This window comes from Bacillus australimaris (assembly GCF_001307105.1).
Taxonomy (GTDB): domain Bacteria; phylum Bacillota; class Bacilli; order Bacillales; family Bacillaceae; genus Bacillus; species Bacillus australimaris.
Map to the genome: position 1 here is coordinate 1 of NZ_LGYN01000007.1, position 26,113 is coordinate 26,113.

The 26,113-nt window shown below is 38.6% G+C and carries 23 protein-coding genes and 1 pseudogene; 6 read left to right on the top strand and 18 right to left on the bottom strand.

Annotation, left to right across the window (positions count from 1 at the left end):
* The 7 genes from AKG37_RS05965 to AKG37_RS05995 form a co-directional block, all read right to left on the bottom strand.
* On the bottom strand, positions 1-206 hold a 206-nt coding region (locus AKG37_RS05965), incomplete at its 3' end, for a DNA adenine methylase (protein ID WP_193391698.1).
* Positions 207-234: 28 nt separating this feature from the next.
* A complete protein-coding gene (locus tag AKG37_RS05970) occupies positions 235-2,022 on the bottom strand; it encodes a hypothetical protein (RefSeq protein WP_060697981.1) in 1,788 nt (595 codons plus the stop codon).
* Positions 2,023-2,205: 183 nt separating this feature from the next.
* Positions 2,206-3,747: a glutamine-hydrolyzing GMP synthase gene (guaA, locus tag AKG37_RS05975; protein ID WP_047202820.1), complete on the bottom strand. Its 1,542-nt coding sequence runs from the start codon at positions 3,745-3,747 to the stop codon at positions 2,206-2,208.
* A 186-nt stretch (positions 3,748-3,933) separates the two neighbouring features.
* Entirely contained in the window at positions 3,934-6,138 is a 2,205-nt protein-coding gene (locus tag AKG37_RS05980; protein ID WP_060697982.1) for a transglutaminase TgpA family protein, read from the bottom strand.
* A gap of 9 nt (positions 6,139-6,147) precedes the next feature.
* Positions 6,148-7,338: a DUF58 domain-containing protein gene (locus tag AKG37_RS05985; protein WP_060697983.1), complete on the bottom strand. Its 1,191-nt coding sequence runs from the start codon at positions 7,336-7,338 to the stop codon at positions 6,148-6,150.
* The gene (locus tag AKG37_RS05990; RefSeq protein ID WP_060697984.1) at positions 7,335-8,297 is read right to left on the bottom strand and encodes an AAA family ATPase; all 963 of its coding nucleotides are present in this window, start codon (positions 8,295-8,297) and stop codon (positions 7,335-7,337) included. Before AKG37_RS05990 ends, AKG37_RS05985 begins: the two co-directional genes overlap by 4 nt.
* Before the next feature lie 99 nt (positions 8,298-8,396).
* Positions 8,397-9,296: a cation diffusion facilitator family transporter gene (locus AKG37_RS05995; protein WP_060697985.1), complete on the bottom strand. Its 900-nt coding sequence runs from the start codon at positions 9,294-9,296 to the stop codon at positions 8,397-8,399.
* Between the two features lie 481 nt (positions 9,297-9,777).
* Between AKG37_RS05995 and gabP the strand changes: the two genes are divergently transcribed.
* From gabP to AKG37_RS06010, 3 genes are all read left to right on the top strand, one after another.
* On the top strand, positions 9,778-11,166 hold the full coding sequence (gene gabP / locus AKG37_RS06000; protein ID WP_060697986.1) for a GABA permease: 1,389 nt from the start codon (positions 9,778-9,780) through the stop codon (positions 11,164-11,166).
* Positions 11,167-11,264: 98 nt separating this feature from the next.
* Positions 11,265-12,794 (top strand): multicopper oxidase family protein, encoded by a 1,530-nt coding sequence (locus tag AKG37_RS06005; RefSeq protein WP_060697987.1) that lies wholly within the window; start codon positions 11,265-11,267, stop codon positions 12,792-12,794.
* 264 nt (positions 12,795-13,058) lie between these two features.
* Positions 13,059-13,433: a carboxymuconolactone decarboxylase family protein gene (locus AKG37_RS06010; RefSeq protein WP_060697988.1), complete on the top strand. Its 375-nt coding sequence runs from the start codon at positions 13,059-13,061 to the stop codon at positions 13,431-13,433.
* A 215-nt stretch (positions 13,434-13,648) separates the two neighbouring features.
* Here AKG37_RS06010 and AKG37_RS06015 read toward each other — a convergent pair whose 3' ends face one another.
* Together AKG37_RS06015 and AKG37_RS06020 are read right to left on the bottom strand one after the other, a co-directional pair.
* Positions 13,649-14,698 carry a hypothetical protein gene (locus AKG37_RS06015; protein WP_060697989.1) on the bottom strand — a complete coding sequence of 350 codons (1,050 nt, stop codon included), beginning with the start codon at positions 14,696-14,698 and terminating at the stop codon, positions 13,649-13,651.
* Positions 14,699-14,771: 73 nt separating this feature from the next.
* Positions 14,772-15,140 carry an RlpA-like double-psi beta-barrel domain-containing protein gene (locus AKG37_RS06020; protein WP_024424478.1) on the bottom strand — a complete coding sequence of 123 codons (369 nt, stop codon included), beginning with the start codon at positions 15,138-15,140 and terminating at the stop codon, positions 14,772-14,774.
* A 209-nt stretch (positions 15,141-15,349) separates the two neighbouring features.
* Here AKG37_RS06020 and AKG37_RS06025 point away from each other — a divergent pair, with 209 nt between their 5' ends.
* Together AKG37_RS06025 and AKG37_RS06030 are read left to right on the top strand one after the other, a co-directional pair.
* A complete protein-coding gene (locus tag AKG37_RS06025) occupies positions 15,350-16,024 on the top strand; it encodes a hypothetical protein (RefSeq protein WP_060697990.1) in 675 nt (224 codons plus the stop codon).
* Positions 16,025-16,148: 124 nt separating this feature from the next.
* Complete coding sequence (locus tag AKG37_RS06030; protein WP_060697991.1) at positions 16,149-16,616, top strand: hypothetical protein; 468 nt, start codon at positions 16,149-16,151, stop codon at positions 16,614-16,616.
* A 61-nt stretch (positions 16,617-16,677) separates the two neighbouring features.
* Here AKG37_RS06030 and AKG37_RS06035 read toward each other — a convergent pair whose 3' ends face one another.
* The 4 genes and pseudogenes from AKG37_RS06035 to AKG37_RS06045 form a co-directional block, all read right to left on the bottom strand.
* On the bottom strand, positions 16,678-17,094 hold the full coding sequence (locus tag AKG37_RS06035; RefSeq protein ID WP_060697992.1) for a hypothetical protein: 417 nt from the start codon (positions 17,092-17,094) through the stop codon (positions 16,678-16,680).
* Between the two features lie 160 nt (positions 17,095-17,254).
* A pseudogene (locus AKG37_RS06040) lies at positions 17,255-17,866 on the bottom strand (FMN-binding negative transcriptional regulator).
* 289 nt (positions 17,867-18,155) lie between these two features.
* Positions 18,156-18,284 (bottom strand): hypothetical protein, encoded by a 129-nt coding sequence (locus AKG37_RS19280; RefSeq protein ID WP_273700877.1) that lies wholly within the window; start codon positions 18,282-18,284, stop codon positions 18,156-18,158.
* 63 nt (positions 18,285-18,347) lie between these two features.
* The gene (locus tag AKG37_RS06045) at positions 18,348-19,955 is read right to left on the bottom strand and encodes an AlwI family type II restriction endonuclease (RefSeq protein WP_060697993.1); all 1,608 of its coding nucleotides are present in this window, start codon (positions 19,953-19,955) and stop codon (positions 18,348-18,350) included.
* A gap of 513 nt (positions 19,956-20,468) precedes the next feature.
* Here AKG37_RS06045 and AKG37_RS06050 point away from each other — a divergent pair.
* Positions 20,469-21,662 carry a DNA cytosine methyltransferase gene (locus tag AKG37_RS06050; RefSeq protein ID WP_060697994.1) on the top strand — a complete coding sequence of 398 codons (1,194 nt, stop codon included), beginning with the start codon at positions 20,469-20,471 and terminating at the stop codon, positions 21,660-21,662.
* A gap of 88 nt (positions 21,663-21,750) precedes the next feature.
* Here AKG37_RS06050 and AKG37_RS18475 read toward each other — a convergent pair whose 3' ends face one another.
* The 5 genes from AKG37_RS18475 to AKG37_RS06070 form a co-directional block, all read right to left on the bottom strand.
* Complete coding sequence (locus AKG37_RS18475) at positions 21,751-21,831, bottom strand: hypothetical protein (RefSeq protein WP_077233693.1); 81 nt, start codon at positions 21,829-21,831, stop codon at positions 21,751-21,753.
* 250 nt (positions 21,832-22,081) lie between these two features.
* A complete protein-coding gene (locus AKG37_RS06055; RefSeq protein ID WP_060697995.1) occupies positions 22,082-22,858 on the bottom strand; it encodes a DUF6339 family protein in 777 nt (258 codons plus the stop codon).
* 28 nt (positions 22,859-22,886) lie between these two features.
* Positions 22,887-23,750, bottom strand: a complete 864-nt coding sequence (locus tag AKG37_RS06060; protein WP_060697996.1) for a hypothetical protein — start codon at positions 23,748-23,750, stop codon at positions 22,887-22,889.
* A complete protein-coding gene (locus tag AKG37_RS06065) occupies positions 23,747-25,579 on the bottom strand; it encodes a hypothetical protein (RefSeq protein WP_060697997.1) in 1,833 nt (610 codons plus the stop codon). Before AKG37_RS06065 ends, AKG37_RS06060 begins: the two co-directional genes overlap by 4 nt.
* Positions 25,580-25,599: 20 nt before the next feature.
* Complete coding sequence (locus AKG37_RS06070; protein WP_060697998.1) at positions 25,600-25,830, bottom strand: hypothetical protein; 231 nt, start codon at positions 25,828-25,830, stop codon at positions 25,600-25,602.
* Positions 25,831-26,113: the final 283 nt, after the last annotated feature.

Sequence of the window (26,113 nt, forward strand, 5' to 3'; positions counted from 1 at the left end):
TACCACATAGCGTATATAGAACGATCATAATCATTAATCATAATTCTTTTGACATCACCTTTGATAAGCAGTTTCAAAGCTACTGCCGCTCCTCCACAATATGGCTCAATATAAGTGTTTATATTATTCTCTTTTATTAGAAACTGAACATATTTATATGTCTTATTTTTACCACCTGGATATCTTAAGGGGCTATAATTATTCATAGATAGAAACATCTCCATAACTAAACTATTAACTTAAAGCAGCAAACAGTTTATCTAAATAAGTTTGATATGCCTTAAATATTGTTTTTAATGTAATTGAACTTATATTACTTCTATAGTCATGAATTTTACCATTTAGAGTTTCAATATCTTTTCCATTTCCAAAGGATTTTTTTAATTCTTTATTAATAATTTCTTTGTCATATAAATGAGCAGATACTTTAGAAATAAGCTGTGTAAGGTCAGATGGTCTATCTATTCCATTTCTATGTTTATCCCAGTATGCTTTTGATGAATACTCTAGTAATACCCTAATTAAAAAAGCTATGATGACAAACTTATCGCTTTGTGTAGAAATATCCTTTTCTTTTTCCAAACAGTTTAATACAGAAACTATATTTGAATATTCTTCTTTTTTAGCTAATAGTCCAAATGATTTTTGATACCATTCTTCACTAAATAGAACCTCACCTGCTACAGATTTTTTAAAAGGGATATTCAAGTAGACCTTGTAAGTTTTAACTATATCATTCAATCTAATATTTATATTATACTCTCCGTTTTTAGAAAGTGCTGAAATTTTGTTATTTATTATCGCAATATCATTATCATCAGAATACACTGCTATTTCTGAATAAATATCATGGTTTTCTAATAATATTTCGCCTTGTTCATTTATAACTTTTATATTGTTAAGTGTGTCATAATTAGCTCTAACTAAAGTTAATTCATTTTTTTTAACAAAAAGTTTATACTGCTGACTAACTTCATTTACACTATTTTTTTTTCCATCTTTCTCTCCAATAGGAACTAATCCATCCTTTAGTCCACCTTTAGTAGCACCACTAGGCGGAGTAGCTGGAGTAGCTGGAGTAGCATCACTAGGTAGAGTAGCTGGAGTAACTAAATTAGTATCTTCAATATAATTTTTTATCAATTGCTTCAACCCCGGAACAACCTTATTTTCTTCTAACAGGTTGTCCCACATCTTCTGAGTGTTAAAAGTTCTTGTATTAAGAGTACAAGTTATCCATGTGGCTTCACCTAATTTTTTAAGTATTTCTTGAAACTCTTCTTCTCTATTCTTTTCAGGTAACAGATAGAAATTATCATCTTCCTTTAAATTTAATGTCTTTTTTAGTTTGCGCCAAACTCTTGAAATAAGAACATCATTTTCTAAGTGTGATAATTCTTTTAATTCAGGATAGGAAGATTTAACCGAATTATGGATAGCATTTAAAAACCTTAGCTGTTTAATGGCATTCTTTATATCTTTTGGTTTCTCAGGCGTGACTTTTTCAATCTCTTCTATGGCACTTTTACTGGATAAACCATTTTTTTTATGTTGAGTAAATAAATTATCATAGAATATTCTTTTATCAGAGGGACGCCATTCCTTAATCCCTTCAATATGCTTTGCTGTAATTTTGAATAACGCTTCATCTTTATTGTCTTCATCTATCACATCGCAGTGCACCATAAAATCATCTATATTTAGTTTTTCTATTTCTCTTCTATCTGAACTGCTAAGTCTTTGTTTTTCTTTAAAAATTATTTTTAGTGCTGCAATTCTTCTATTGCCCTCTAAGACAACATATTGTGTATTTACTCTATTTCTTTTCTCAAGAACTATTACTCTTTCACCCAGCGTTACATATCCATTTTTTATAATTTGTTGAGCTAATGACTTTACATCTTCATACTGGATTAAGTAATCAATTATTTCTTCCTCTTTTGAAAACTTAAACAGAGAAAATCTTGGGTTATTTAAGTCTAGTTTTATTAGTGTGGGATCTAATTTCATTGTTTTAAACATAACATTGCTCCATTTTCGTGTTATTTGAATTAAAATTGGATTAATTTACAATTAAAATTATATAACTTCAAAATTTAGAAAGCAATGTTAGCTTAATCAGAAAATGAACATTTATGCAAAATTCTATATTAAATTTAGCATAAAAAAGCCAAAAAACCGCATTAGGCTTTTTGACTCAATTCCCTACTCCCACTCAATCGTAGCAGGCGGCTTACTCGTAATATCATACACCACGCGGTTAATATGCTTCACTTCATTGACAATACGAGTTGAGATCTTTTCAAGCACGTCCCAAGGGATTCTTGCCCAGTCACTCGTCATACCGTCAATAGATGTAACAGCACGGATACCGATTGTGTAGTCGTATGTTCTTGCGTCACCCATGACACCTACGCTGCGGATGTCTGGGAGAACCGTGAAGTATTGCCAGATGTCGCGCTCAAGGCCGAAGTTGGCAATTTCTTCGCGTAGAATTGCATCCGATTCACGGACGATTTCTAGTTTTTCTTCAGAAATTTCACCTAGTACACGGATACCTAGTCCTGGACCTGGGAATGGCTGTCTCCAGACGATGTCATCAGGAATGCCAAGCTCTGAACCTAGGGCACGGACTTCATCCTTGAATAGCGTATTCAAAGGCTCAATCAATTCGAACTGCATGTCTTCTGGAAGACCGCCTACGTTATGGTGAGATTTGATTGTTTGTGCCGTTGCTGTTCCGCTCTCAATGATGTCTGTGTAAAGTGTTCCTTGTGCTAAGTAGTCGATTCCTTTTAGCTTGTCCGCTTCGTCATCGAATACATAGATGAATTCGTTACCGATGATCTTACGTTTTTGCTCAGGATCAGATACACCTTTTAGCTTGTTTAAGAAACGATCTTTCGCATCTACTTTAATCACGTTCATGTTGAAACCTTCGCTAAATGTCTTCATAACCCCTTCTGCTTCGCCTTTGCGAAGCAGACCGTGGTCAACGAAAATACATGTCAGCTGATCGCCGATCGCTTTGTGGATCAATACCGCCACAACAGATGAATCCACACCGCCGCTTAGTGCGCACAATACTTGCTTGTCGCCTACTGTTTCACGGATTTTCTGCATTTCAATTTCAATGAAGTTCTCCATTGACCATTTGCCATCACAATCACATACGCCGAAAACAAAGTTTTTCAATAGGTCATTTCCGTACTCAGAGTGACGAACCTCTGGGTGGAACTGAACGCCATAGAAATTCTTCTCAGCTAAGCTCATGGCTGAGTTTGGACAATGTGCACTTGTTGCATCGACTGTAAAGCCTTCTGGTACTTCAACAACGAGGTCACCATGGCTCATCCAAACGACTTGATCCGTTGGAAGGTCTTTGAATAAAGCAGGTGTTCCGTTAATATGAATGTCTGCTTTTCCATATTCACGCTGGCTTGCCGCTTCTACTTTCCCGCCTAAATAATGAGTCATAAGCTGCATGCCGTAGCAAATGCCTAAAACCGGAATGCCTAGATCAAAAATCTTTTCGTCACAGCGGAAAGATCCTTCATCATAAACACTGTTTGGTCCACCAGAAAGGATGATTCCTTTAGGTGCCATTTTTTTAATTTCTTCAGCAGTTAAAGTGTGCGGATGAAGCTCACTGTACACACCAAATTCACGAATACGGCGTGTGATCAACTGATTGTACTGACTGCCGAAATCGAGAACCAAAATCATTTCATTTACTAAATTTGTCATGGTGTCACCTCTATGTCCAATATAGTTTTTTATAAACGCACAGAAAAAATGAGAGGAGAAAACCTGCTCTCAGTGTGAATCACGCTTTTGAAGCGCCCAGACTCACATCCGAACGCTTCAATTTCATGTATTTTAGAAGGTTTTAATATTCACCTATTCTAACAACAGGAAGGTACGCGGTCAAGACTATCTCCTGTTTATTAAATTTTCCCATAACTTTGCCGATTGCCGCCAAAGCGCTGATGCATCTTCTCGCTTGTAGAGCGCACGTTCATAGAGCTGCGTCAGCTCTGACATGCGATGATCTCCATCCTTGTCATCCATCAAAGCAGCGAATTCTCTTAGCGTCATACCTGGCTTTTTCTCGATTCCCCTGCGCTTCAGCTGCTTTAATAGAGCCGCATACGCATAGAAGAACGCTTCCTCTTCCGGCAGACGTTTCACCTTTCTAGCAATAAAGAACGGCATCCATCTTGCTCTGAATCGATAAAGCATCCAGCTAATGAATCCAAGAAGGACAAGCGCTCCTGCCGCAAACCCTACAACCCAACCAACATGCACCATATTTTGCTTTGCCTGCACTGTTTGTTCCTTTGGTTGTGCCGGCTGCTCTGTCTCCTGCTGTTGCGGCTGGTCTTGTGGCTGATCTTCGCTTGCATCAGAACTAGACTGATCTTCTTCTTCCTTCTGATCATCCGTTTGATCGCTAGAAACGGCTTCATTCGTAAATGTCTCTGGGTTCGTGAACCCTTTTGTCGGTTCAAAGGTCACCCAGCCTCTGTTAGGAAAATAAACCTCTACCCATGAATGCGCATTGTTATTGGTCACTTCATACACATTGTTTCCATCCATCTGTGTTTCATATAGCTGACCAGACGTATACCCTTTCACCCATCTCGCCGGAATCCCAATCGACCGAAGCATCACGATCATAGAGGTTGAAAAATTATCACAGTAGCCAATCATCGTATCAAATAAAAATTGATCCACATAATCTTCGTTACGGCCAGGGACAGCGACATTTTGCGTTTCATATGAAAACTTCGCAGATCCTAAATAATCCTCGATCGCTTTGGCTTTATCATACATATTATCCTTCGTTTCCGTTAAGCTGTTTGCCAAAGTTTTCACACGCTCTGGCAATGAGGACGGAAGCTGCAAGTATTCACGTCCAACCTGCTGATTCACCTGCTTCTTTGTCGGTACTTTGATTCTCTGTAAATCCTCTAGGATAAATGTAGGGGATAAAAAGCTGACTTGGTAGTTCCCTAAATTTTTGGGCGGATTTTTCATAGACGGGACAATTTTCTCCGTTTTGCCCATTATTTGCAGCGGAATGTTTTCCATTGGCATCAATGAGATCGTCCCAATTGGATAGACGGCATGATTAAATCGATAGTCCGATTCTATATCAACTCTCGTTTCATGCTCCTCTGTTTTCACACGATTGGTAAACCATCTATTTGGCACCTCGGCGCCCTTTAGCCGAGTAGGCTTCGTATCATTTGAAGCATCCTCCCAGCCCTTGCCTGTGTAAATACTTTTTGTTTCTACACGAAAATAAGACGGCTCCTTTCCGCTCCACTTAAAGACTGGTGTGCGGTCCTCACTAAACGGGCCGCCAAGCGCCGAATCATCTGCACTATATCCAACTTTATTCTGCCCAGCTGCCCCATCTTGATTCGTGACCGCCTTAAAAAACGGGACAGGATCAGGCCATTTTGGATCTGACTTCGGCAAAGAAGCGCCGAGTGTCGCTGATAGGAGGACAAGCGCCAGCATAGGCAAAAACCACTTTAGGCGCGCTTTTTGTGACACCCGAACGCCTTCAGCTGAACGAAGTCGATCGAAATACAGCAGCCCAAGCAAACAAAAGCCAAACACCATAATACGGACAATCGCAAAGGTCGCATCATATGGCGTAAATGTATCAAGAATCGTGACATATACAATCGTCATCAGTAAAAAGAAAAAGATTCGCTGCTGATAAACCACCCAATAATGAAGCAAGTAGACAAGCAGCCACAGCAAAATATAAAAAAGCAATGTGCGGAAAGACGGATACATGTCACTCCACATGCCCCTGCTCATCAACGTGATATTATCTTTAATATCAGCAAACAAAGCAGCCAGATAGCCTGGCTCTGATTGATAAAAGATCAAATATAGGGCGAGCAAGATCAGCCCAGTACAAATAGGAAACGTGATATACCACTTCAGACGAAAGAATGTAAACAAACACGCAAGTCCTATAAAAATGATGAAATAAGACGTATGGCTCGTCTCAGTAAACTCCTGAAGTGGACGAAGCCACTCCCATAGCAGTAGAAATGCTACAGCATAATAGATGAACAACTCAAAACGGCTTTGCCGCTGATGCGTATGCAGCATATATGTTTATCACCTCACAGTTCTTTCGTGCAGACTGTCTTCAAATAAAGTGGTGGTGCGTATTCCAGAGGCCTTGAGCCGGTCTACAAGCAGTTTTTCTTTTGTCGTCAAACGCTCTCCAGCTCCCTTTACTAAAAGAACGGAAAGGTTCTTTTTGCTTCGATTGCCAAGCAGATTCGCAGCAAGCTCCTCCTGCAGCTGACCCGTGACGACATATTTTCCAGAATACTGATACTCACTCGCTGCTAACGGTTGATATTCTGATGTGCGAGAAGGCTGGTACTGCACCCTTGTTAAATAATAAAGCATGTCCTGTAAATGAAGCTCTCCTTGATCGACTCGAAAGGCATGCTGATCTCCTAGAGGGACAAGACCTGCAGGCACACCTTTTTTCACAGCCGTTTGGAGAACAGAGGCTGCAATAGACACAACAGTCTCAAAAACCGCTTCATCTGTAAAATCAGCAAACACAACAAGGTCCTTTGTTTGATTCTGTTCAAACTCCTTCGTCATCAGCTGGCCTCTTCTGGCCGTCGTCTTCCAGTCCACCCAAGCAAAACGGTCTCCTTGCTGGTATTCTCGCACGCCTGTTGTCATATTGGTCGGTTCATTTAACCACGAGTGAACCGCTTTGCCTCCATTTTCATTCACTGACTCAGCAGACGCCACCGGGAGATCCAGCACTTTAGGATAGACAAGCAGCTTTTTCTCTAACGGAAGGACCACTTCTTTTTCAACAAACCCAAACATATCACCCGTTTTGATTCTAACCGCAGTGAATTGATGCTCTCCCCGCGGAATATCATTCAATTGATAAGAAAATCGCCACGTTTTCTGAAACCAAGGAAATAGCATCTGCTTCATTTCAATCTGTTCCTGCAAATGAAAAGTATCTGGCGGAGCATCCTCCATCATGACGTAAACATACGGAAATGGAGTTGTCCGCTTGATTTCAACTTCAACGGACAGCACATCCCCCGCCTTCAAGCGGGTTTGCTGTAATGTCCTCTTGGCTGTCACGCGTAGTGGAATGAGTGCAAACAGCAAAGCATACAAAGCATAGGGTAAAAATGCATAAAAAAGGAACCAGCTCACAAACCCTCCCTGAAACATCGCATAACAAAAGGCTGCCGCAGTGAGGATGATGAGCATCATCACCCGTAACCATAATGAAACTGCTAAACGTTGACGTGACTTCATTGAGTCATCGACTTTTGAACTGGCACGCCAATTTGCTCAAGCATTTGTCGCAGCACTGTCTCCGCCTTCTTCCCTTCATACGTCGCTTCTGATGTCAAAATCATCCGATGCGGTAATGTATAAGGCGCCAAATACTGTACATCATCAGGAATGACATAATCGCGCTGATTCAAAAGGGCATATGCCTGTGCCGCTTTCATAAGTGCGATCGAACCCCTCGGACTCACACCTAAATAAACAGATGGATGGTTACGCGTCGCTTGAGCAATTTCTACAATATATTCTTTAATGGATGCATCCACATGAACGGTCTGAACAGCTTGCTGCAACGCATGGATATGTTCCTTTGTCATGACTGCCTGGAGCGTATCAATTGGGGATTGCTTCTCCTGCAAGTTGAGCACTTCCAGTTCCTCCAGCATGGTCGGATACCCCATTTGCAGCTTGAATAAAAATCGGTCCATTTGCGCTTCTGGCAGTGGATAAGTTCCTTCATATTCCACCGGATTTTGCGTTGCCATGACGAAAAAAGGATCCGCAAGCGGCATCGTGTCTCCATCCACTGTGACACTGCCTTCTTCCATCGCTTCGAGCAATGCCGACTGTGTTTTAGGGGATGTCCGATTGATCTCATCTGCCAAAATAATCTGCCCCATAATCGGCCCTTGCCTAAATTCAAATTCATTTGTCTTTTTATTAAAAATCGACACGCCTGTTACATCTGAAGGCAAAAGATCAGGAGTAAATTGGATTCTCTTAAACTCACAGCCAATGGATTTTGCCAAAGCACGAACCATCATCGTCTTCCCAACGCCAGGCACATCCTCTAGCAGCACATGCCCCTTCGCCAAAATCGCAACAAGGCTTAATATCGCAATATCTTTTTTCCCAACCATGACTTTATTGATGTTATCTACAATCTTTTGTAAATCTGAATGCATCGGTTCATCAAATGCCATCCTGATCCTCCTATCACGTTTCCGTCAAATTTCATATAGTCTAACTTTACCATACAACGCGCATTTGCATAAAACATCAGCATAGAAAAAAAAGCCTTCTCACGATGGAAAAGACTTCTTCTCTTCTTTTGGCTCACTTGCTGGCTCCATATGAACATGAGAGTGTAAAATATCATGCTCCTGCTTCATTCTACGTTCAATTTCATCTGCAATATCATGGCTTTCTGCAATGTTCAAGTGCGGTTCGACCTCAACCACGACATCCACATGGACCGTACTACCAAGATAGCGGGCCTTAATGTCCTTTAAATCACCCACTCCTGGAGTTGCTTCAATAGTCTCTTTATATTTTGACATATCTTTGATATGAAAACCGTCTGTTAACGAATGAGAGGCATCTCTGAAAATCTCCCACGCTGTTTTACAAATAATGAGGCCAATGACAAACGCTGCAAGCGTATCAATCCATGCCAGCTGAAATTGAGAGGCCATGATACCCACAAATGTTCCGATACTCACATACGCATCTGATTTATTATCAGCAGCTGCCGCATGAAGAGCCTGGCTATTGATCCGTTTAGACAGATTGCGGTTGTAAATATACACACCGTACATCACCACAGCACTTCCTGCTGCCGTCCAAGCCGCGATCATATCAGGCGTTTGATGCTCAGATGAGAAGAGCGACTGGCCTGCACTCAGCAAAACCTGAAGTCCCACAAGCATCATGATAAAGGACGCCATAAGAGATGCAATATTCTCCGCTCTAAAATGACCGTATGGATGATCTTCATCAGGCGGCTTTTGAGAAATACGCAGCCCAATCAACACAGCAAGGGATGCAATAATATCTGTCGTGTTATTCAATCCATCCGCTGAAAGAGCCTCTGAATGAAACACATACCCAATAATAAGTTTGACCACAGATAAAATCACATAGGCAATGATGCTGACCCAAGCACCTGTTTCACCTTGTCTTAATTCGTTATAGCGCTCCATGTCAAACCGCGCCTCCTCACACATCACTTTTCTATTATTTATCTTACAAAGCAAAGCCCGTGTGGGTCTACAGCAACATGATTCGCTTATGTCAGCAAAATAGGATACATAGAAATGTGTTGACCTAAGTAAACTTATTTTTACAAGGTCAATTGACCTCAAGACCTACTCCCATCAACCTTTTTCCAATTCGCCATGAAATGGACATATAGTAAAATCACTCTTCCTAGCGAATTATCAGAATAATTTTATTTTCCGACACAACTTTTCCTCTCCCTATTTTAGGCTATTTTAAGAATGATCTGAGGGAAAAGAGGGAACATAATCTCTCAAATCCTTTCTACTTTTTAACATCATGTTAAGAGGTTTGAAATGTCAGTTTGATAACCTGTCCAATGCTGAATGACAATTCAGTGTGATAAAATTTAAAATATTCTAAAAACAAATTCTCTATTCAAGAGAAATGTTTGGAGGTAAAGAAATGTCCAACATGACAAACGGTCTTCAAAAAAACCTTAAAACAAGACATATTTCAATGATCTCAATTGCTGGGGTCATTGGGGCAGGGCTATTTGTTGGTAGCGGCGCTGTCATTCATTCTGCAGGGCCTGGATCCATTCTTTCCTATTCTTTTGCCGGACTTCTAGTCATATTTATTATGAGAATGCTTGGAGAAATGGCATGTGCCTATCCGACAAGCGGTTCCTTCTCACAATATGCGAGCGATGCCATTGGTCCATGGGCCGGGTTTACAATCGGCTGGCTTTACTGGTTCTTCTGGGTCATCGTCATCGCCATCGAAGCCATTGCCGGTGCTGCCATTATTCAATATTGGTATGGAGATGCACCTGTTTGGCTCACAAGTCTTATCCTCACAATCCTCTTAACTTTAACAAACATCTTTTCTGTTAAATCTTTTGGCGAATTTGAATATTGGTTTTCATTAATTAAAGTCGTCAGCATTATTCTCTTTCTACTCATTGGTTTTGCATTTATCTTTGGTTTTGGCGGTCATCATACTTCAGGTCTTGCCAACTTAACAGGGAACGGCGGTTTCCTTCCAAATGGATTCGGCTCTGTCTTGCTCGGAATCGTCGTCGTCATCTTTTCCTTCATGGGAACCGAGATTGTGGCAATCGCAGCCGGTGAATCAGCAGACCCAGTCAAATCAGTGACGACTGCTACCCGCTCTGTTGTATGGCGTATTATCGTATTCTACGTCGGATCAATCGCTGTCGTTGTCACCTTGCTACCATGGAATTCAGCAAATATTTTAACAAGCCCGTTCGTTGCGGTATTAGAATATATCGGTGTCCCATCAGCCGCTCAAGTCATGAATGTCATTGTCTTAACAGCTGTTCTTTCTTGTTTAAACTCCGGATTGTACACAACGTCCAGAATGCTTTATTCATTAGCAGAAAGAGGCGAAGCGCCAAAACGCTTTATGAAAATCAGCAAACGTGGTGTTCCTGTCGCAGCTACAGTTGCAGGCACCTTCTTTTCCTACATTGCCGTTATGATGAACTACTTTTATCCTGAAACCATCTTTTTGTTCTTAGTCAATGCATCTGGCGCCATTGCCCTTCTTGTCTACTTGGTCATTGCCGTTTCACAATTAAGAATGCGCCGTAAAATTGAAAAAGAAAATCCAGAACAACTTAAAATCAAAATGTGGCTGTTCCCATACCTCACATACTTTACCATTTTGGTCATTTGCGCCATTTTGGCATCGATGCTGTTTATCGAATCAATGAGACCACAGCTCATTTTGACAAGTATCATTACCTTTAGCGTACTGGCCGCCTATTTCATCTTTAAACCAAATAAAAAGGTGCCTGCGAATGCAGCGCTTGAAAATAAACATCCGTAATTTCCCCGCTGAAAAGCGGGTTTTTTTATTTTATTCACCTATTTGGATGTCCGCACTTATACTGTATCAAATTGAATTTTAAGTGAGGATTAGTCAACATGAACCTAGAAAAATTTGTTGACGAGCTTCCAATTCCAGAAGTCGCGGAGCCCGTCAAAAAGAACCCAAGACAAACGTATTATGAAATTACTATGGAGGAGGTATTTTTAAAAGTTCATAGAGATCTGCCCCCAACCAAGCTATGGACCTATAATGGCAGCCTGCCTGGTCCAACCATTAAAGCGAATCGAAATGAAAAGGTCAAAGTGAAATGGATGAACAACTTGCCGCTAAAACATTTTCTGCCTGTCGATCACACCATTCACCCCGGGCATCATGATGAACCAGAGGTCAAAACAGTCGTTCATCTGCATGGCGGTGTCACACCAGCAAGCAGTGATGGCTACCCAGAGGCCTGGTTTTCAAGGAACTTTGAAGCAACCGGTCCCTTCTTTGAAAGAGAGACCTACGTATACCCCAATCATCAGCAAGCCTGCACATTGTGGTATCACGATCATGCGATGGCATTGACACGACTAAATGTGTACGCCGGCTTAGCAGGGTTTTATTTGATCTCAGATGCTTATGAAAAGTCCTTAGAGCTGCCGAAAGGTGACTATGACATTCCTTTAATGATCATGGACCGTACGTTTCAGGAGGATGGCTCACTGTTTTATCCTAGCAGACCAAACAATACACCAGAGGACAGTGACATACCAGACCCATCCATCGTGCCCTTTTTTTGTGGAGAAACCATTTTAGTCAATGGAAAAGTATGGCCGTATTTAGAAGTAGAACCGCGAAAATACCGTTTTCGTATTTTAAATGCGTCCAATACTAGAACTTACGAGCTGCATCTAGATAACGACGCCACAATCTTGCAAATTGGTTCCGATGGGGGCTTTTTGCCAAGACCTGTTCACCATCAATCCTTTAGCATCGCACCTGCTGAACGTTTCGATGTCATCATCGACTTTTCAGCGTATGAAAACAAAACGATCATTCTCAAAAATACAGCCGGCTGCGGACAGGAAGTGAATCCTGAAACAGATGCGAATATTATGCAATTCAAAGTCACACGTCCGCTTAAAGGAAGAGCACCTAAAACATTACGTCCGATTTTCAAACCGCTTCCACTACTTCGGCCAAGTCGAGCTGATAAAGAGCGTACGCTCACTCTTACCGGCACGCAGGATAAATACGGGCGCCCTATCCTATTGCTGGATAACCAATTTTGGAGTGATCCTGTCACAGAAAACCCTCGTCTTGGCAGTGTAGAAATGTGGTCTATCGTCAATCCAACTAGGGGCACACACCCTATTCATTTACACCTTGTTCAATTTAAGGTGATAGATAGAAGACCATTTGATACAGAGGTCTATCAATCGACAGGAGAAATTGTCTATACAGGGACGAACGAAGCACCTCCTTTACACGAACAAGGCTATAAGGACACCATTCAAGCGCATGCTGGTGAGGTCATCCGAATCATTGCTCGTTTTGTTCCATACAGCGGCCGGTATGTGTGGCATTGTCATATTTTAGAGCATGAAGATTATGACATGATGAGGCCGATGGATATCATTTAATAAAAATGAAACCACTCTTCCCGTCAATGCGTAGAAATCTATATGAAACTGCTGATCACAAAAGGGCTAACGGATATCCATTCATTAGCCCTTTCAAAATGGAATCATCAATCGCATGAATAGTTTCTTTGAACATTCAACACTTAAAATGTTGACGCAGCAAACCGATAATACTACTATATACCCATTACATCTATCAAAAGGCACATAAGCCACAATGAACGAACAAATGGAAAATTGCGATAAAAAACGGAGGAGTTCAATTTGAATGAAGAAAAAGAGACTTGCCAGGTCAAACAAGAAACAGCGGCAGGTAACATAGAGAAGCTTTCAATTCATGAGAACGAGAGCTTTCGGTCAAACATTGAACAACTAACGATTGAACTCGGTGAACAAAAAGAATTCAACCACTTCATATTAGATGAAAAACAAAAGGCCATCAGCACATTATCTGCCCTCATCACAAAAGGCGATTGTGAAAAAGAGTTAAAGATTCATTTTGAACAAGCATTACATATCGGACTTTCTGTCATAGAGATTATGGAGATTATTAAGCACTGTACAAAGGTGGCTGGATTTCCTCACTCCATTAATGCCCTGTTTATCTTTCAAAACTTACTTGATGAAAACACCAAATAAAGCAGAGAAAACGAGAAGCCATTGGTTCTCTCGTTTTTTTATGTCCACTCATATTACTCTTTTTCTTCATCTCTGTCACAAAAGCAAAATAAGAAAATAACACCTATTTCCCAGCTGAAAAACAGATTCCCCTTACATAAAAATCCCAATTCCCCCATCATTTCAAACGGCAAAATAAAAAAACGTCCAGTTATATAAAATAACTGAACGCACCTTTATCGATTGACAGTGAAATTGTTAACGATTCCGCCATCCTTCTCCCAAGCAGCTTCCACTGTTTTCTTCTTCATATTGTATTCAAAAATCGTGCGCACCTTTGCCTTTCGTCCAGTGTCATCCTTTAATTCCTTTGCGTTTTTTGCAACACCTAAGAAATAAATAGAAGACCCGTCAGTAGAAAATTGCGGCTGTGCAGCACTTAAAATATGCACATCCCGGCTGTTTTTAACGAGTGTAGCCATTTTTCCTGTTTCTACATCGAGCATTTTAATAGAACATACTTCTTTTTCTTTACGAACCTTTACTTCTGTATAAATCAATTTCTTGTGATCAGGTGAAAATGAAATATCATTGATCGTTTGTGAGATGCGTGCAATGCGCTTCCCCTTCTCACCTGTTTGAAGGGTGATCTTCATCGTCGTTGGTTCAGGGTCTCTTCCCTTTTCATTCGCTTCATCGGTTTTCTGATAATCTTCTTTTAAAGAATAATGCTGGATCGCCAATAGATTTGAAGTCGGATCATATGCAAAAGAACTCACCGTATCATCCTTGCTTTTCTCTGGATACAGCATCTTCACTTTGTGTGTCTTCAAATCAAAAGAAGCGACATAAAATTGCTCTCCTGAATCCTTGTTATACCTTAGAAATAAATGCTTCCCATCACCAGACAGCCTCATACTGTCGATGGAATCATCACTCGTAAACAACGTTTTTTCTTTTTCAGATTTCACATTTAATTCCCGAATACTCACTTTTTGCGTGTCTTCATCCGTATATGTGTAATATAAAACCTGTTTTGTAGAGTCATAAGCAATCGACGGATATGCTGTCAGCTTCTCCGTATGAAGCGCCCGGTCATGCAAGTAATACGTATTGTTTAACTGTTGATCTGTAAATGAAACAAGTAATTCGTCTTTTGCATCTTGGTTTGTTCTGACTTTCCCTGCATGTTTTGCCTCTTGCCCCGGCTTCATCATGAAGAAAATGACTGCCGCAATCACTGCGACGCCAATGACCGTGATGATCCACCATGTTGATTTTTTCATTGCCTTTCAGACCCTCTCTACAAGAAAAGAAGCCAGAAAATGAACTTTTCCCGCTTCTTTGCATGCCTATGTATTAATAAGTGTAATGCCCTTTTACGACACCTTTACTTGTTTTATACCCAAGTGCTTTGAATGCTTTCGGACTGACGTCTAATACAGCGTTTGGCATTCTGCCTACATCGTATTTATATACTGTAATCACTTTATGTGGTTTCGCTTTTGTTGTCACTCTTAGTTTTGTACCTTTTTTCGGCACGTCAAATCCCATTTTAGTTGCTGCATCCCAATGACCGAGTTTTTTTCCATCTGCGCCTTTTTTACCGACACCATTATACCAAGTAATATTGCCGCTTACTTTTTTTGCACTTGCTCCATGCGAGAAACTAAACGCTAAAAATAAACTAGCTACTGTTACGATTGTCGTGATAAGCTTTTTATTCATTAAAAAATCCTCCGTATTTGGTTTCTGCACTTATTATACATGAAGAAGACTCCAGTTATTTTACAGGCACATTACAATTCGAATACAAGTTGACCACTTTATGACCGATTCTGTTCATAAATACCACCAAAAACAGGCAGAACCTTGTAAGCAGCCCGCCTCTTTCATTTAATATAATAAAGATGAATCAAATTTAAGGAGGAATGTTCATGAAAAAGTGGTTCATCGTTTTAAGTGTAAGTTTAACCTTCGTTTTGATGCTATCAAGTATCCCTGCCTCTGCGGCAAGTCCTCGTCACGGCGCCATTGTGACACAAACGGATGAAGCCAAATGGTCAGGTATCTCTGCTGATATTGTCCTGCCGAAAACAGCCACCATTAAAAACGGCTATGCTGACTGGTACCTCGGTCTCGGTTCTGCGGTTATTGAAAGCGGAATTTCGAAAACATCTTCTGGCTATAAGGTCTTTCTAGGCAGCGGCTCACAAGGCGGCAGTAAATATTGGAACAGCGAATACGATTCAAGTATTAAAGATGGTGCACGTGTCAACTTAAAGCTCATCAACAACAGTGATGGTACAGTGTCACTATACGTCAATGGAAAACTGCGTTATAAGCAGCCTATTTACAACCCTAGTCGTCTGAAAAACCTTGATGTTGTCAAAATGGTACACGGCGTACAGGATAATGGAACGAATAGCTATTCACAAGCAAGCTTCTCAAATGTACAGCTTCGTGCGAATGCATCAGGAAGTGTCTATAAAAAATGGGATGGCTCCATCAAATCAACACTTTTACGTAAAAATTTAGAATCTGGTGCTGCGACTCCTAAATTCACTGTTATTTCTTCTGTTCCATTAAGTACAAGCCTTTCAGCACAATAAGAAAAAAGCGCCCTTTTTGGGTGCTTTTTATTGTTCACAGCTTATCAACACTTCTCTTTTAATCAAAACAAGGATTCGTGGTAACATAAGCATACATACTTCGAAGAAAAAAAGGAGATCGAACGTGAAAAAAAGTCTACTTGTTTTCATGAGTCTAGTTGCTAGTCTCGTTATTCTAGCAGCTTGCTCAAATACGACGAAAGAACAAAAAACAGAAACGAAGGCACTTCCAACAATTAATGAACGCATTCAAAAGGAAACGAAAGAAGTGATGGAGCAGTCTAAACTCATCAAAGACACTGACATCACTGTTGATCAAAAGAAAAAAGTCATTTCTTTAAACGTAACGGCTTCCTCTGATACCAATAGTGATTACGCTGAAGTCATCGGTTTAAACTTTGCCAAGACGCTTGCCATTGGAGCATCAACTGAAAAAGAAAACAATCTGCATAAACCAGAAAATGACAGCCTTGGCGCCCTTTATTCCTTTTATGACCTAAACATCACCGTGAAGCAAGCAAACGGCAAAGTGCTCGCACAAGGAAAGAAAACAACCAATGAAACAAGAATCACCTGGGAAAGAGCCCAATAATTGATGTTTTTCTTACGATAAAAAAGCTTGTAGAGAACCGCTCTACAAGCCTTTTTTATATTCATTCAGTCAAATCGTCTCTCATCGCATCGACCAGTGTGTGAATATCTGAGTGAGTCCTTGATGCTAATCGTACCAGCAAATCCTCTACACACTCATACAAATGATGATCTCTCACGATATACTCCTTATAAAATGGAATGACAAAGAAATAGAACAAATCAGCGAATTCAAGTGCAGCGTCATCTTCCGCCTCATCATCTAACGCCTGTCCAACACTTTGAATCAACCAATTCAAATCCTCTTTCTTTTCAATCGGTACATACATCAGTTGATGTATGTGATCCGTATCCTTCCGTTGTAAAATCTGCTCCGCTGTTTCTTTTGATAGCGCACCAATCTCTGTAGAAGAAATATTCACAACCGCTAATTCGTCCTCTGATCTTACTTGATCCATTTGCAGCAAATTTTGGTCCATCTCGACTCACTCCCCATTATCAGATATCATTATTATAAGGAATTGATCTGATCTTTTATGGAAATAGTGGATTTTTTTATGTAATTTTAAAGAAAAAGTGAAAGTATGATCTATGGGATCTCAAAACAAAAAAAGCACTCTTGATCTTAAGAGCGCTTTTTCATTCTGCCACCAATCTTTCTTTCATCGCCTCAGTCAGTTCTACTTCACCCTCTGCTTCGAGCTGCTCAATGATGCGGGCATAATCCCTTTCGTGGCGATTTTGGCTTAATTTGAAAGCAGCCTGAACTCCATCAATGATGATATTAAAGCCTACAATGCCTTTCATTTGCTTCACTAACAGTTCCTCAGACAACGTATCCCATAACACCGGCTGTGCTCTGTGACTTTCGTATGTCTCCAGCATTGTGGTTAATTCCTTGATCAGTTCCGCTTTCTCTAACAGCACAGCCTTGCCATATACATGGACAGCCTGATAATTCCATGTCGGTACTGCTTCTTTTTCATACCATGAAGAGGATATGTAGGCATTCGGTCCTTGAAAGATGACAAGTGCCTTCACGTTTTCCTCAAACGTTTTTCACTGAGGATTCCCAATCGCCATATGCCCTGAAATCACATACGAATCTCCAATTTGATGAAAACTCACTGGAACATGTGTCGCAATAGGCTTTTCATCCATTGTGGTCACAACTGTAGCAAATGAATGTGATTGAATAAATAATTTGATTTTCTCTAAATCCTTCACTTGAAAAAATGATGGAACATGCATGTACCCTTCCCCCCTGTTTGAACAACCCAAAGCTTTTGATAGAAAGCGATGGCCTCTCTATTGTGCTCCCACACCCCAAGCTAAACATCCCGTTTATATGGCAATTTCAATGGCTTGATCGATTAAATTTCGGCTTAATTCTTGCTTTTGAAAAGACTGTCTAATATAAATGCGTTCAATTTATATCGCTTCACTGCCCATCTCTTTTGGTTGAGCATCATTCATATTAGTCTAAAAAAATGTTTCAACAAAACCCCACTCTTTTGGAAGTGGGGTTTTAACTTGTTCTTTAATTATCACGCTTTTTCGATCCAAACAATCCAAATACGATTGCCAGTGCAACAATAATCGCCACCCAAGTAGTCAAGCCCATATGTTCACCGCTTTTCTTTTTTAAAAAAATAGGAATTGTGTTCATATCATCTCTTATTAAAGGTTTTTACCAGTTATGATAAAAGTGGATCTCTCTACACTACTCTCATTAATTATGATTCAAAAATATTTGTAAGTCACTAAAACCTTTGTTTTGTATCTTTTCAATAAAGAGTTCAATACGTCTATTTTTCTGAATCTCATTTTCCATACAGTAATCAAGAAAACCTATTAACACTTCCCTTGTTATCATAATCCCCTCTATTTCTTTATTTACTAGTTTACTACTAAGAGTTGTAATGGATTTAAGTTTTTTGTCTCCTGATAACTTACCCGATGTGACATATCCATAAAAAGTTAATTGTTTCCCTTCATATTGAAGATAATTTGGAATATATTCTGAAGCCATATAATTGGCTAGATTCTGCGAAAGTGCAAACCCGTTTGAATAATACTTTGTATCGATAATACCGCATTTACCCTCATATTTTAGCAAAATTTCAATCTCTGTCTTTTTTCCGTTGACTTTTGGCTGATATACGGCTTCAAATCCGATTGCTTCAAAGATTTTCAGTGTTTCTTTTTCAAATTCTGCTGGTGTTAGTTCACCAAGGTATTTCTCTACAAACTCTTCAGGTATACTTGCTATTTTATATGTTTCAGAACGAAGCCTATCTACAGCTTTCTCAGCTTCATTTGGCCCTATAGCTGGAATAAAATACGAAAGCAGTTCTTCACGTACCAATTCAGATGCATTTGGAATACTATTTAGAACAGATTGAATTTTCCTCTGCATCTTGACATTGTTACTCGCAGGTTTCTCATCCCCAAAATCGCTCACTTTATAACTATCTACATCAAGTCCATTATTTTGTGCCATACGTTCGATTGAAATTAGATATCGTGTGTTATAAGGATAGCGGCTATCATAATAATTTAGAATATTCTGCGCTTCTCTCGCTAATGCAGGATCAGTCTTCAATAATGCCTCTCCACGCTGATACTCGACAAGTGCAGTGTACTCGCATAAAAGCATAAACGTATGGGCCACATCAGAGTGAGCCTGGTAATAATCACGTGCTGCTTTGTCATTTCGATCGCGATGGTCATATTCGACAGCAATCTTTTGCTTCATCACCTTCTGTTCATCCTCACAGGCATTACGATAAGCAATAATCTTTTGAGCAGCCTCTTCTAGTTGACTATCCTGCTGTGCCGTCAGAACAAAATAGGTGATTTCTTCTTTTGTCACCCGGTAATTTAAATCAGCTCGCTGCACAAGTTTCACTAAAAATCTAGCAGGCCGGATGCGGAAGCCCTGATCGAATTTGGGACGAAAGCCAGCTTCCATAAAGTAAGCGTTTGGAATCTGAAGTGTTAATATCTGCTTTTTTACGTTCTCATATTCTTTTATTCCATTAATCAATGCCTGTCCTGCTTTAGTTGGTTTGACTAGACCATCACTATTTATATAGCAGTAGGCAAAAGTCTTTAACATAGCACACCAAGTACGGCCTCCTGATCCTTCAGCACTAATATTGTTCCTCTTTAATCCTTTAGATACCAAAACAGCCTCATAGTGTTTATGTAATTCCCTATTTCCCTGCCATTTAACAGTAAAATTTTGCGTTGCTTCAGCCAATGCTTTAATGGCATCTGCATGAAATTGCGGGTCTCTTTCTGGTCTTGTAATAAACCATACTTTTCGTTCTTCCAATTTTTAATCCTCCTTACAAATTCCATTAGTCATGCACTTAGAATATCTGTTCAGCTTTTAAAGTTTTTATATCTATAACATTAACACCCCTTCAAAAGATAACACCTTCATGCAAAACTAAATGCATTTTTTGCCCACACAGCTAAACCTAGTATATCTAATTTTAATACTTTTCAAGAAGGATTTATATGGAAACAATATGTCAATCAATTTAATTGAGAATGTTTTTACTATCAATTAAAGAAAAGGCACTGTAATATGAGAAAAAAACACTAGCGCTATCATCCTCGACGACTAAATTATTGCCTCAAACTAGGTTTAAATTTTTCTTTTAGATTAGTCAGTACATTTCTAATGTTGCTTAATCATAGTGAAAATCTCTAATTTTATATCAACCAATTCTTAAGACTTTATTTTTTTTCTAAAACGTGTAAAATAAATAGCGTATCAGTATGCAAGAACATACTTTCGTAATAACGTTGATTATATAAAAATATGAGAAGAGGTTTTGTTATGATTTTTAAAAAGGGCGAACTCTTTAATGGACCCGGCGGCCTCAGTCTTGGTGCTAAATTGGCGGGATTTACACATCCAGAAACGGGCAAAGAATGGCGTATAGAGCATGTTTGGGCAAATGACTACGATCCAAATGCGTGCAGCACATTTCGTTACAATATTTGCGGTGATTTAGAAGATCAATCTGTCTTTTGCGGACCAGTTGAGCAGCTACCTATTGGCGATAAAACAGTTCTAGAGGAAATCGATTGTTTCGCGTTTGGATTCCCCTGCAACGATTACAGCAATGTTGGTGAAAAGCAGGGATTAAACGGTACATATGGTCCTCTTTATTCTTACGGGGTAAAAGTGCTGGAAGAATACCAGCCGAAATTCTTTGTAGCAGAGAATGTTGGTGGACTTCAAAGCGCTAACGAAGGAAAAGCATTCATCAAAATCTTAACAGAGCTTGAGGAGTGCGGATACAAATTAACACCTCACCTGTACAAATTTGAAGAATACGGTGTCCCACAGGCTCGCCATCGTATTATCATTGTTGGGATCAGAAATGACTGGGCTGCAAAAGGTGTAGAGTTCAGAGTACCGGCACCGATTACACTAGCCTCTACAGACTATGTTACATCTAAGCAGGCAATTACTGAGCCGCCGATTCCTGAAGATGCACCAAATCACGAAATACCTAAACACACTAAGAAAGTACAGGAAATGCTGAGCTACATTCCGCCCGGCGAAAATGCCTGGTATGCTGGAATTCCAGACGACCTTCAGCTTAATGTAAAGGGAGCACGCCTAAGTTCAATTTACAAGCGTCTAGACCCTGATCGCCCGGCTTATACAGTGACTGGCAGCGGCGGCGGCGGAACTCATATGTATCATTGGAAAGAGCTTCGAGCGCTTACAAATCGGGAACGTGCCCGCCTGCAGACATTTCCAGATGACTTTGTATTTCAGGGAAGCAAAGAAGCAGTCAGAAAGCAGATTGGCATGGCAGTACCAGTTAAGGGAGCGAAGATTGTATTTGAAGCCATTTTGAAATCATTCGCTAAGATAGATTATGAATGGATAGAGCCCGCGAAAAAACTGCAGCTTGAAAATTTACGCGGGCAGAGAAAGGTAACAATTGATGAAGTGAAGAATTCACAAGATAAACCGGCTGAAAAATTAGATAGTCAAATAGAACTGAATATATAACAAAAAAGACGGCGCCGATATTAAGGTTCCGTCTTTTGAGTTTTTTATCCCAGTATTCCTGATTGCTTTTTGGACGATCTCATTGTATCTAGTAGCCGTGCCAAAAACACGAATCGATGAAAATGACAATCTTATATTTTTTTATGGAGATATAAGATTTACCAAATATTTTAAATTATTTATGATATAACAAAAACCTAAATATTTTGCCCGTTCATCTTGCTATTAAAATACTAAAATACAAATATTTATGCTTTTGAATAAGCATTCATAAAAATAGAGTGAAAAGAAGACAAACAAGGGAACAAGTAATTTAATCAAAAGAATATCAGAGTTGGACACTCACAAGGCACCCAGCCTCATCCATTTCCATCACTTTTATTTGCCCTTTCTTACTTACATTTTACAAGAAAAGGCGTTTAAAAAATTTTTTGAGTTGTAGACGAAATATAGACACCAATTTCTTTAAGATAAGCATTTACCCACAAAGTCAATTTCTCTTGCGCCTCTTTTGATGATAATATATCCCACATTTCAACAACTCCTGATAAATTAAAGTATTGAGCGGCATCTCGAACAAGATTACGCCGCTGTTTTCCAGTTAAGATTTGAATTGCGCCAACTTTTTGTTGTTTACCAACGTAATCTAGTATTTCAAATAGAGCCCGCATTGCAACTTTGTTACGAGATAAATATTTGTTTTCTATTGTTTGTCCTGCTAAATCCTGATCTTCTAACAATAGTTTTGTATATTTATAAGGGTCAGCCATTGCTTCGTCATAAGTTAACTCTACATACCACCATAGTCGTGATAAACCATTTCGATACATTCCTTTTTGTCCAAAGAAATATCTTGTTTTTATGAATTTTTCTGGATCTCCTTGAGCTTCTTCGATAGGCCAACGTTCTCGCATAAACTGCCAATATTCAATATGTGTTAACAAAGCCCAATAGTTTTGATCTGAAGCTAAAGTATATGGTAAATCTTTATAGCATGTGTATATTCGAATAGCATTATCTAAGTCATCTGCACTACGTTTTTTTAAATCAGTAACTTTTAATTGAGCAGAATTAGAAGGTGTGACACTTAATTCCTGTCCTAACCAAGATTCATCCGATTTATACAATTCCAAATTTGTTTGTATATTTCCCTTTAATTCTAATAGTTTGTTGTGTTCTAAGTATAATTTTGGCATTCCTATCATCCATTCAAATCAAGATATTTTATTCGCTAACAAGTAAATCACTTAACGAATTAAGAGCCTCATCTACAACATCTTTCAAAATTTTATGAGCAATTACAGATGCGCCAGTTTCATTGATTTTTTTTGGCTCTATTTGAAGTTGATCTAGTTGATATAAGATCGAGTTATACCATTCACTGTCTTGCACTGGATCTTCAACATTCCCTTGCTCAACTTCGCATATATAAGTTAATGCATCTATTACCGCCGGTAAATAATACATCGTTATTAATAGTGGATTAACTTGTTCATATCGCTGAATATCTGATATTTGGTCATAGACATTTGGTGGCAAATAGATATCAATGATTCCGTTACTAAATGATAATTCATATGGTTCTGGATTCTCGTCTTCTGAAGCACGTAAGTTAAAAATTGATTTTGCAGATACAATAGGATCTTTTTCAATTGGTAAAGATACACCAGGGTCTAATGCTAAGTACGTACCTTTTCTGAAAGTTAGTGCTACCCCGTTATAATCTTCATGTAACAGCTCATTCTTATAGTCATTGATAGTTGTATTAGCAACTACCATAAAACTAACATCTACTTGTTTAGTTAGCTTCTTTTGAGGAATGTAGAAAATCACTTCTCTATTTGTTGTTGTGAATACGTCACGGTACATACTAGCTGCACATTCTATATGTGTAACAAATATTGCTTTATGATTATTAATTAGCTCCTGTAAGCGAGTATTATTGAGTTCAAACTTCACTTTAAATTTAACAATTCCTTCATTTTGCGGAGTTACTTCAAGAAGCGTGGCTTTAAAAGAGCTATTTGTATAATCGTCATTAAATTCTGCTAATACAGGATGAGGATAAGCTGTCTTCTTTATTCTCATACTGTATGAACCTCCAATGAATAAGGTGCTAATTCATTCAATGTTACTTGTAATTCACAACGTTCATCTTTTGCAAGCTCTAGTGGACCAATCACATTATCTGTCAATGAAACAGTCGTTAGTTGATTACCTTTTCTCAATTTTACATCTTTCAATGAAATATCGACATATCTCCCGTTTTCACCCATTGCTTGAATTTGTAACTTTACTTTTCCAGCGACTTTTGGTGTAATTACTACTTTATAAAATTCATTAATCTCATCATAAATTGAGCGTACCTTGGAAATATCAACTTTTTTCTTTCTAGACGACTTTGGAGTTGGGTTTGTTGATTTTGAGTTTGAATTTGGATTGTTCTTACGTTTCCTTTTCTTGGTTTTTATTAGTTCACGTTGAGAAAATGAACGAGATACTATTTTAATAGACCTAATTTTCTCATTTAAAGATTCTTCGCTAATCTCAGCTAAGGGTTTTGATTTGTCACTTTTTTTAGGTAAGATTTGTTCTAAGCCTATTAAATCAATTGATTCCTTTTTAATTTTAGGAGCCAGTCCATGAATATTTTTAGAGATCCATTTGTAAATTGTTTCAATAATATTTTTGATTTCCTTAAGTTTTTTTACTTCTCCATCCTCTGAGTTTTCATTAATATTCACATGCCAACCTTTATGTGTAGCTGTTTCAGTCTCAGATAATATTTCATTTAAGACAGGCCCTTTGATAGTGAAGAAACCTGCAAAGCACACAGGTGGTTTTCTAAAGTTATTTTTATTGAAAATCTTCATACCCGAAGATCGATTCATTGATATAGTGTTACTAAACTCGTCGCCTTTAGTTAAATATAGAAGCACTGGCTGCTGGTCAACTACACCTTTAATATTTATATCAACTTTAAACAACTGTCCCTCAGTTAATGCTGTATAAAACTCTTTAATAATATGGTGTCCAGAAGGTTCAGCCTGACAAATCTCTTCAATAATGTCAGGTAGAGTATCTTTAGAAATCTCTTTTCCATCTACTTTAACTATTAGTTTTTCTTCATAAAATGCTAAAAGAAAGTTTTCAGAAATAACTTTAACAAAATGATCTTTCCAATTTGCATCAAATTTGAATCCAAAAATAAACTTGTCTGTACCCACTTTTTTCCGTTTGAAATCATCCGGTAAAAAAGTTAAATCAGTAATCGGTTTATAACCACTTTTTATCCCATAGTAAATATTTTCACGATATTTTATTCCATCCTTTTTATAAGTGGCAAGTTTTGCTACTCCTTGAAAACCCGTTTCTTCTTGTTTATTAACTGTTCCATACAAAACCATGCTATATTTAGACGCTAAGAAGGGAGCGTGTTTGCCCAACCCGCGTGATCCATTAGAACCGGCTACTTTATCAGAATATCCGCTACTTTTCACTAAGGAATTCCATTTCCCTTCGTCGTCACTAGTAACATCACTTAACCCAATCGTATTAAAATCCCGAACGGCTAAAATCACTATTTCCTCTTCATTTTTTAATGTATTATACATTTTATCGAAATGCTTATAGGTTTTCGGGTCATTTTCCCATGAATCTCGAATTGCTTCGATGATTCCAGTGAATTTATCTAATTCAAACAAGTTCTCGTCTTTTTTCTCTGTAAACATTTTAAATTCTAATAGAACCGGTCCATCTTTTTCAGGATCTTTAGCATCAAGCGCATCTTGCGTCAATTCTCGCGGAACATGATATAAAGGATTGTCTTTAAAATTTTCCATCCCTGCATGATTCAATCCACTGCGTGAGTTATCAGTATTTTCAGCAGAATTCCATCCAATTTTATTTTGTAGCATTTCATACACCTCTTTAATTATTAACGAAACTTAAATGCCGTAGCTTTTTCTTTTTCTCCATCATTAAATTTAATTTTCAATAAACGTAACTCTTCATCTAACTTAGATAATATTTGCTTTACATGTTCATCGGTATAGTCATAATTGTTTCGATTCGCTAGGTTACCAATTAATCGTATTTTCTTTATTATTTCGGTAACCCTCTTTTCAGCAAGTTCTTCAAACTTATCACGTTTTTTATTTTCCGGCATATTATATCCACTCCTAGCCAATGAAATATAAATATTTGTAAATATCTTATTATTCTAACAATAACTAATTATATAGTCAATTATATCTAATATATTTATATTATATAATTTTAATATTTCGTTTAAGGACAAACACAACAATAAATAATGTAAATACAGTACTGACAACAAAAAGGAGATCAATAATGATCTCCTTTTTTCAAGCTTCAGACTTCGTTGATTCTTTGTACGAAATAATAGCGATTGAAGTTGGAGTTGGCTTTAAATACAACAGCGGCTTGAA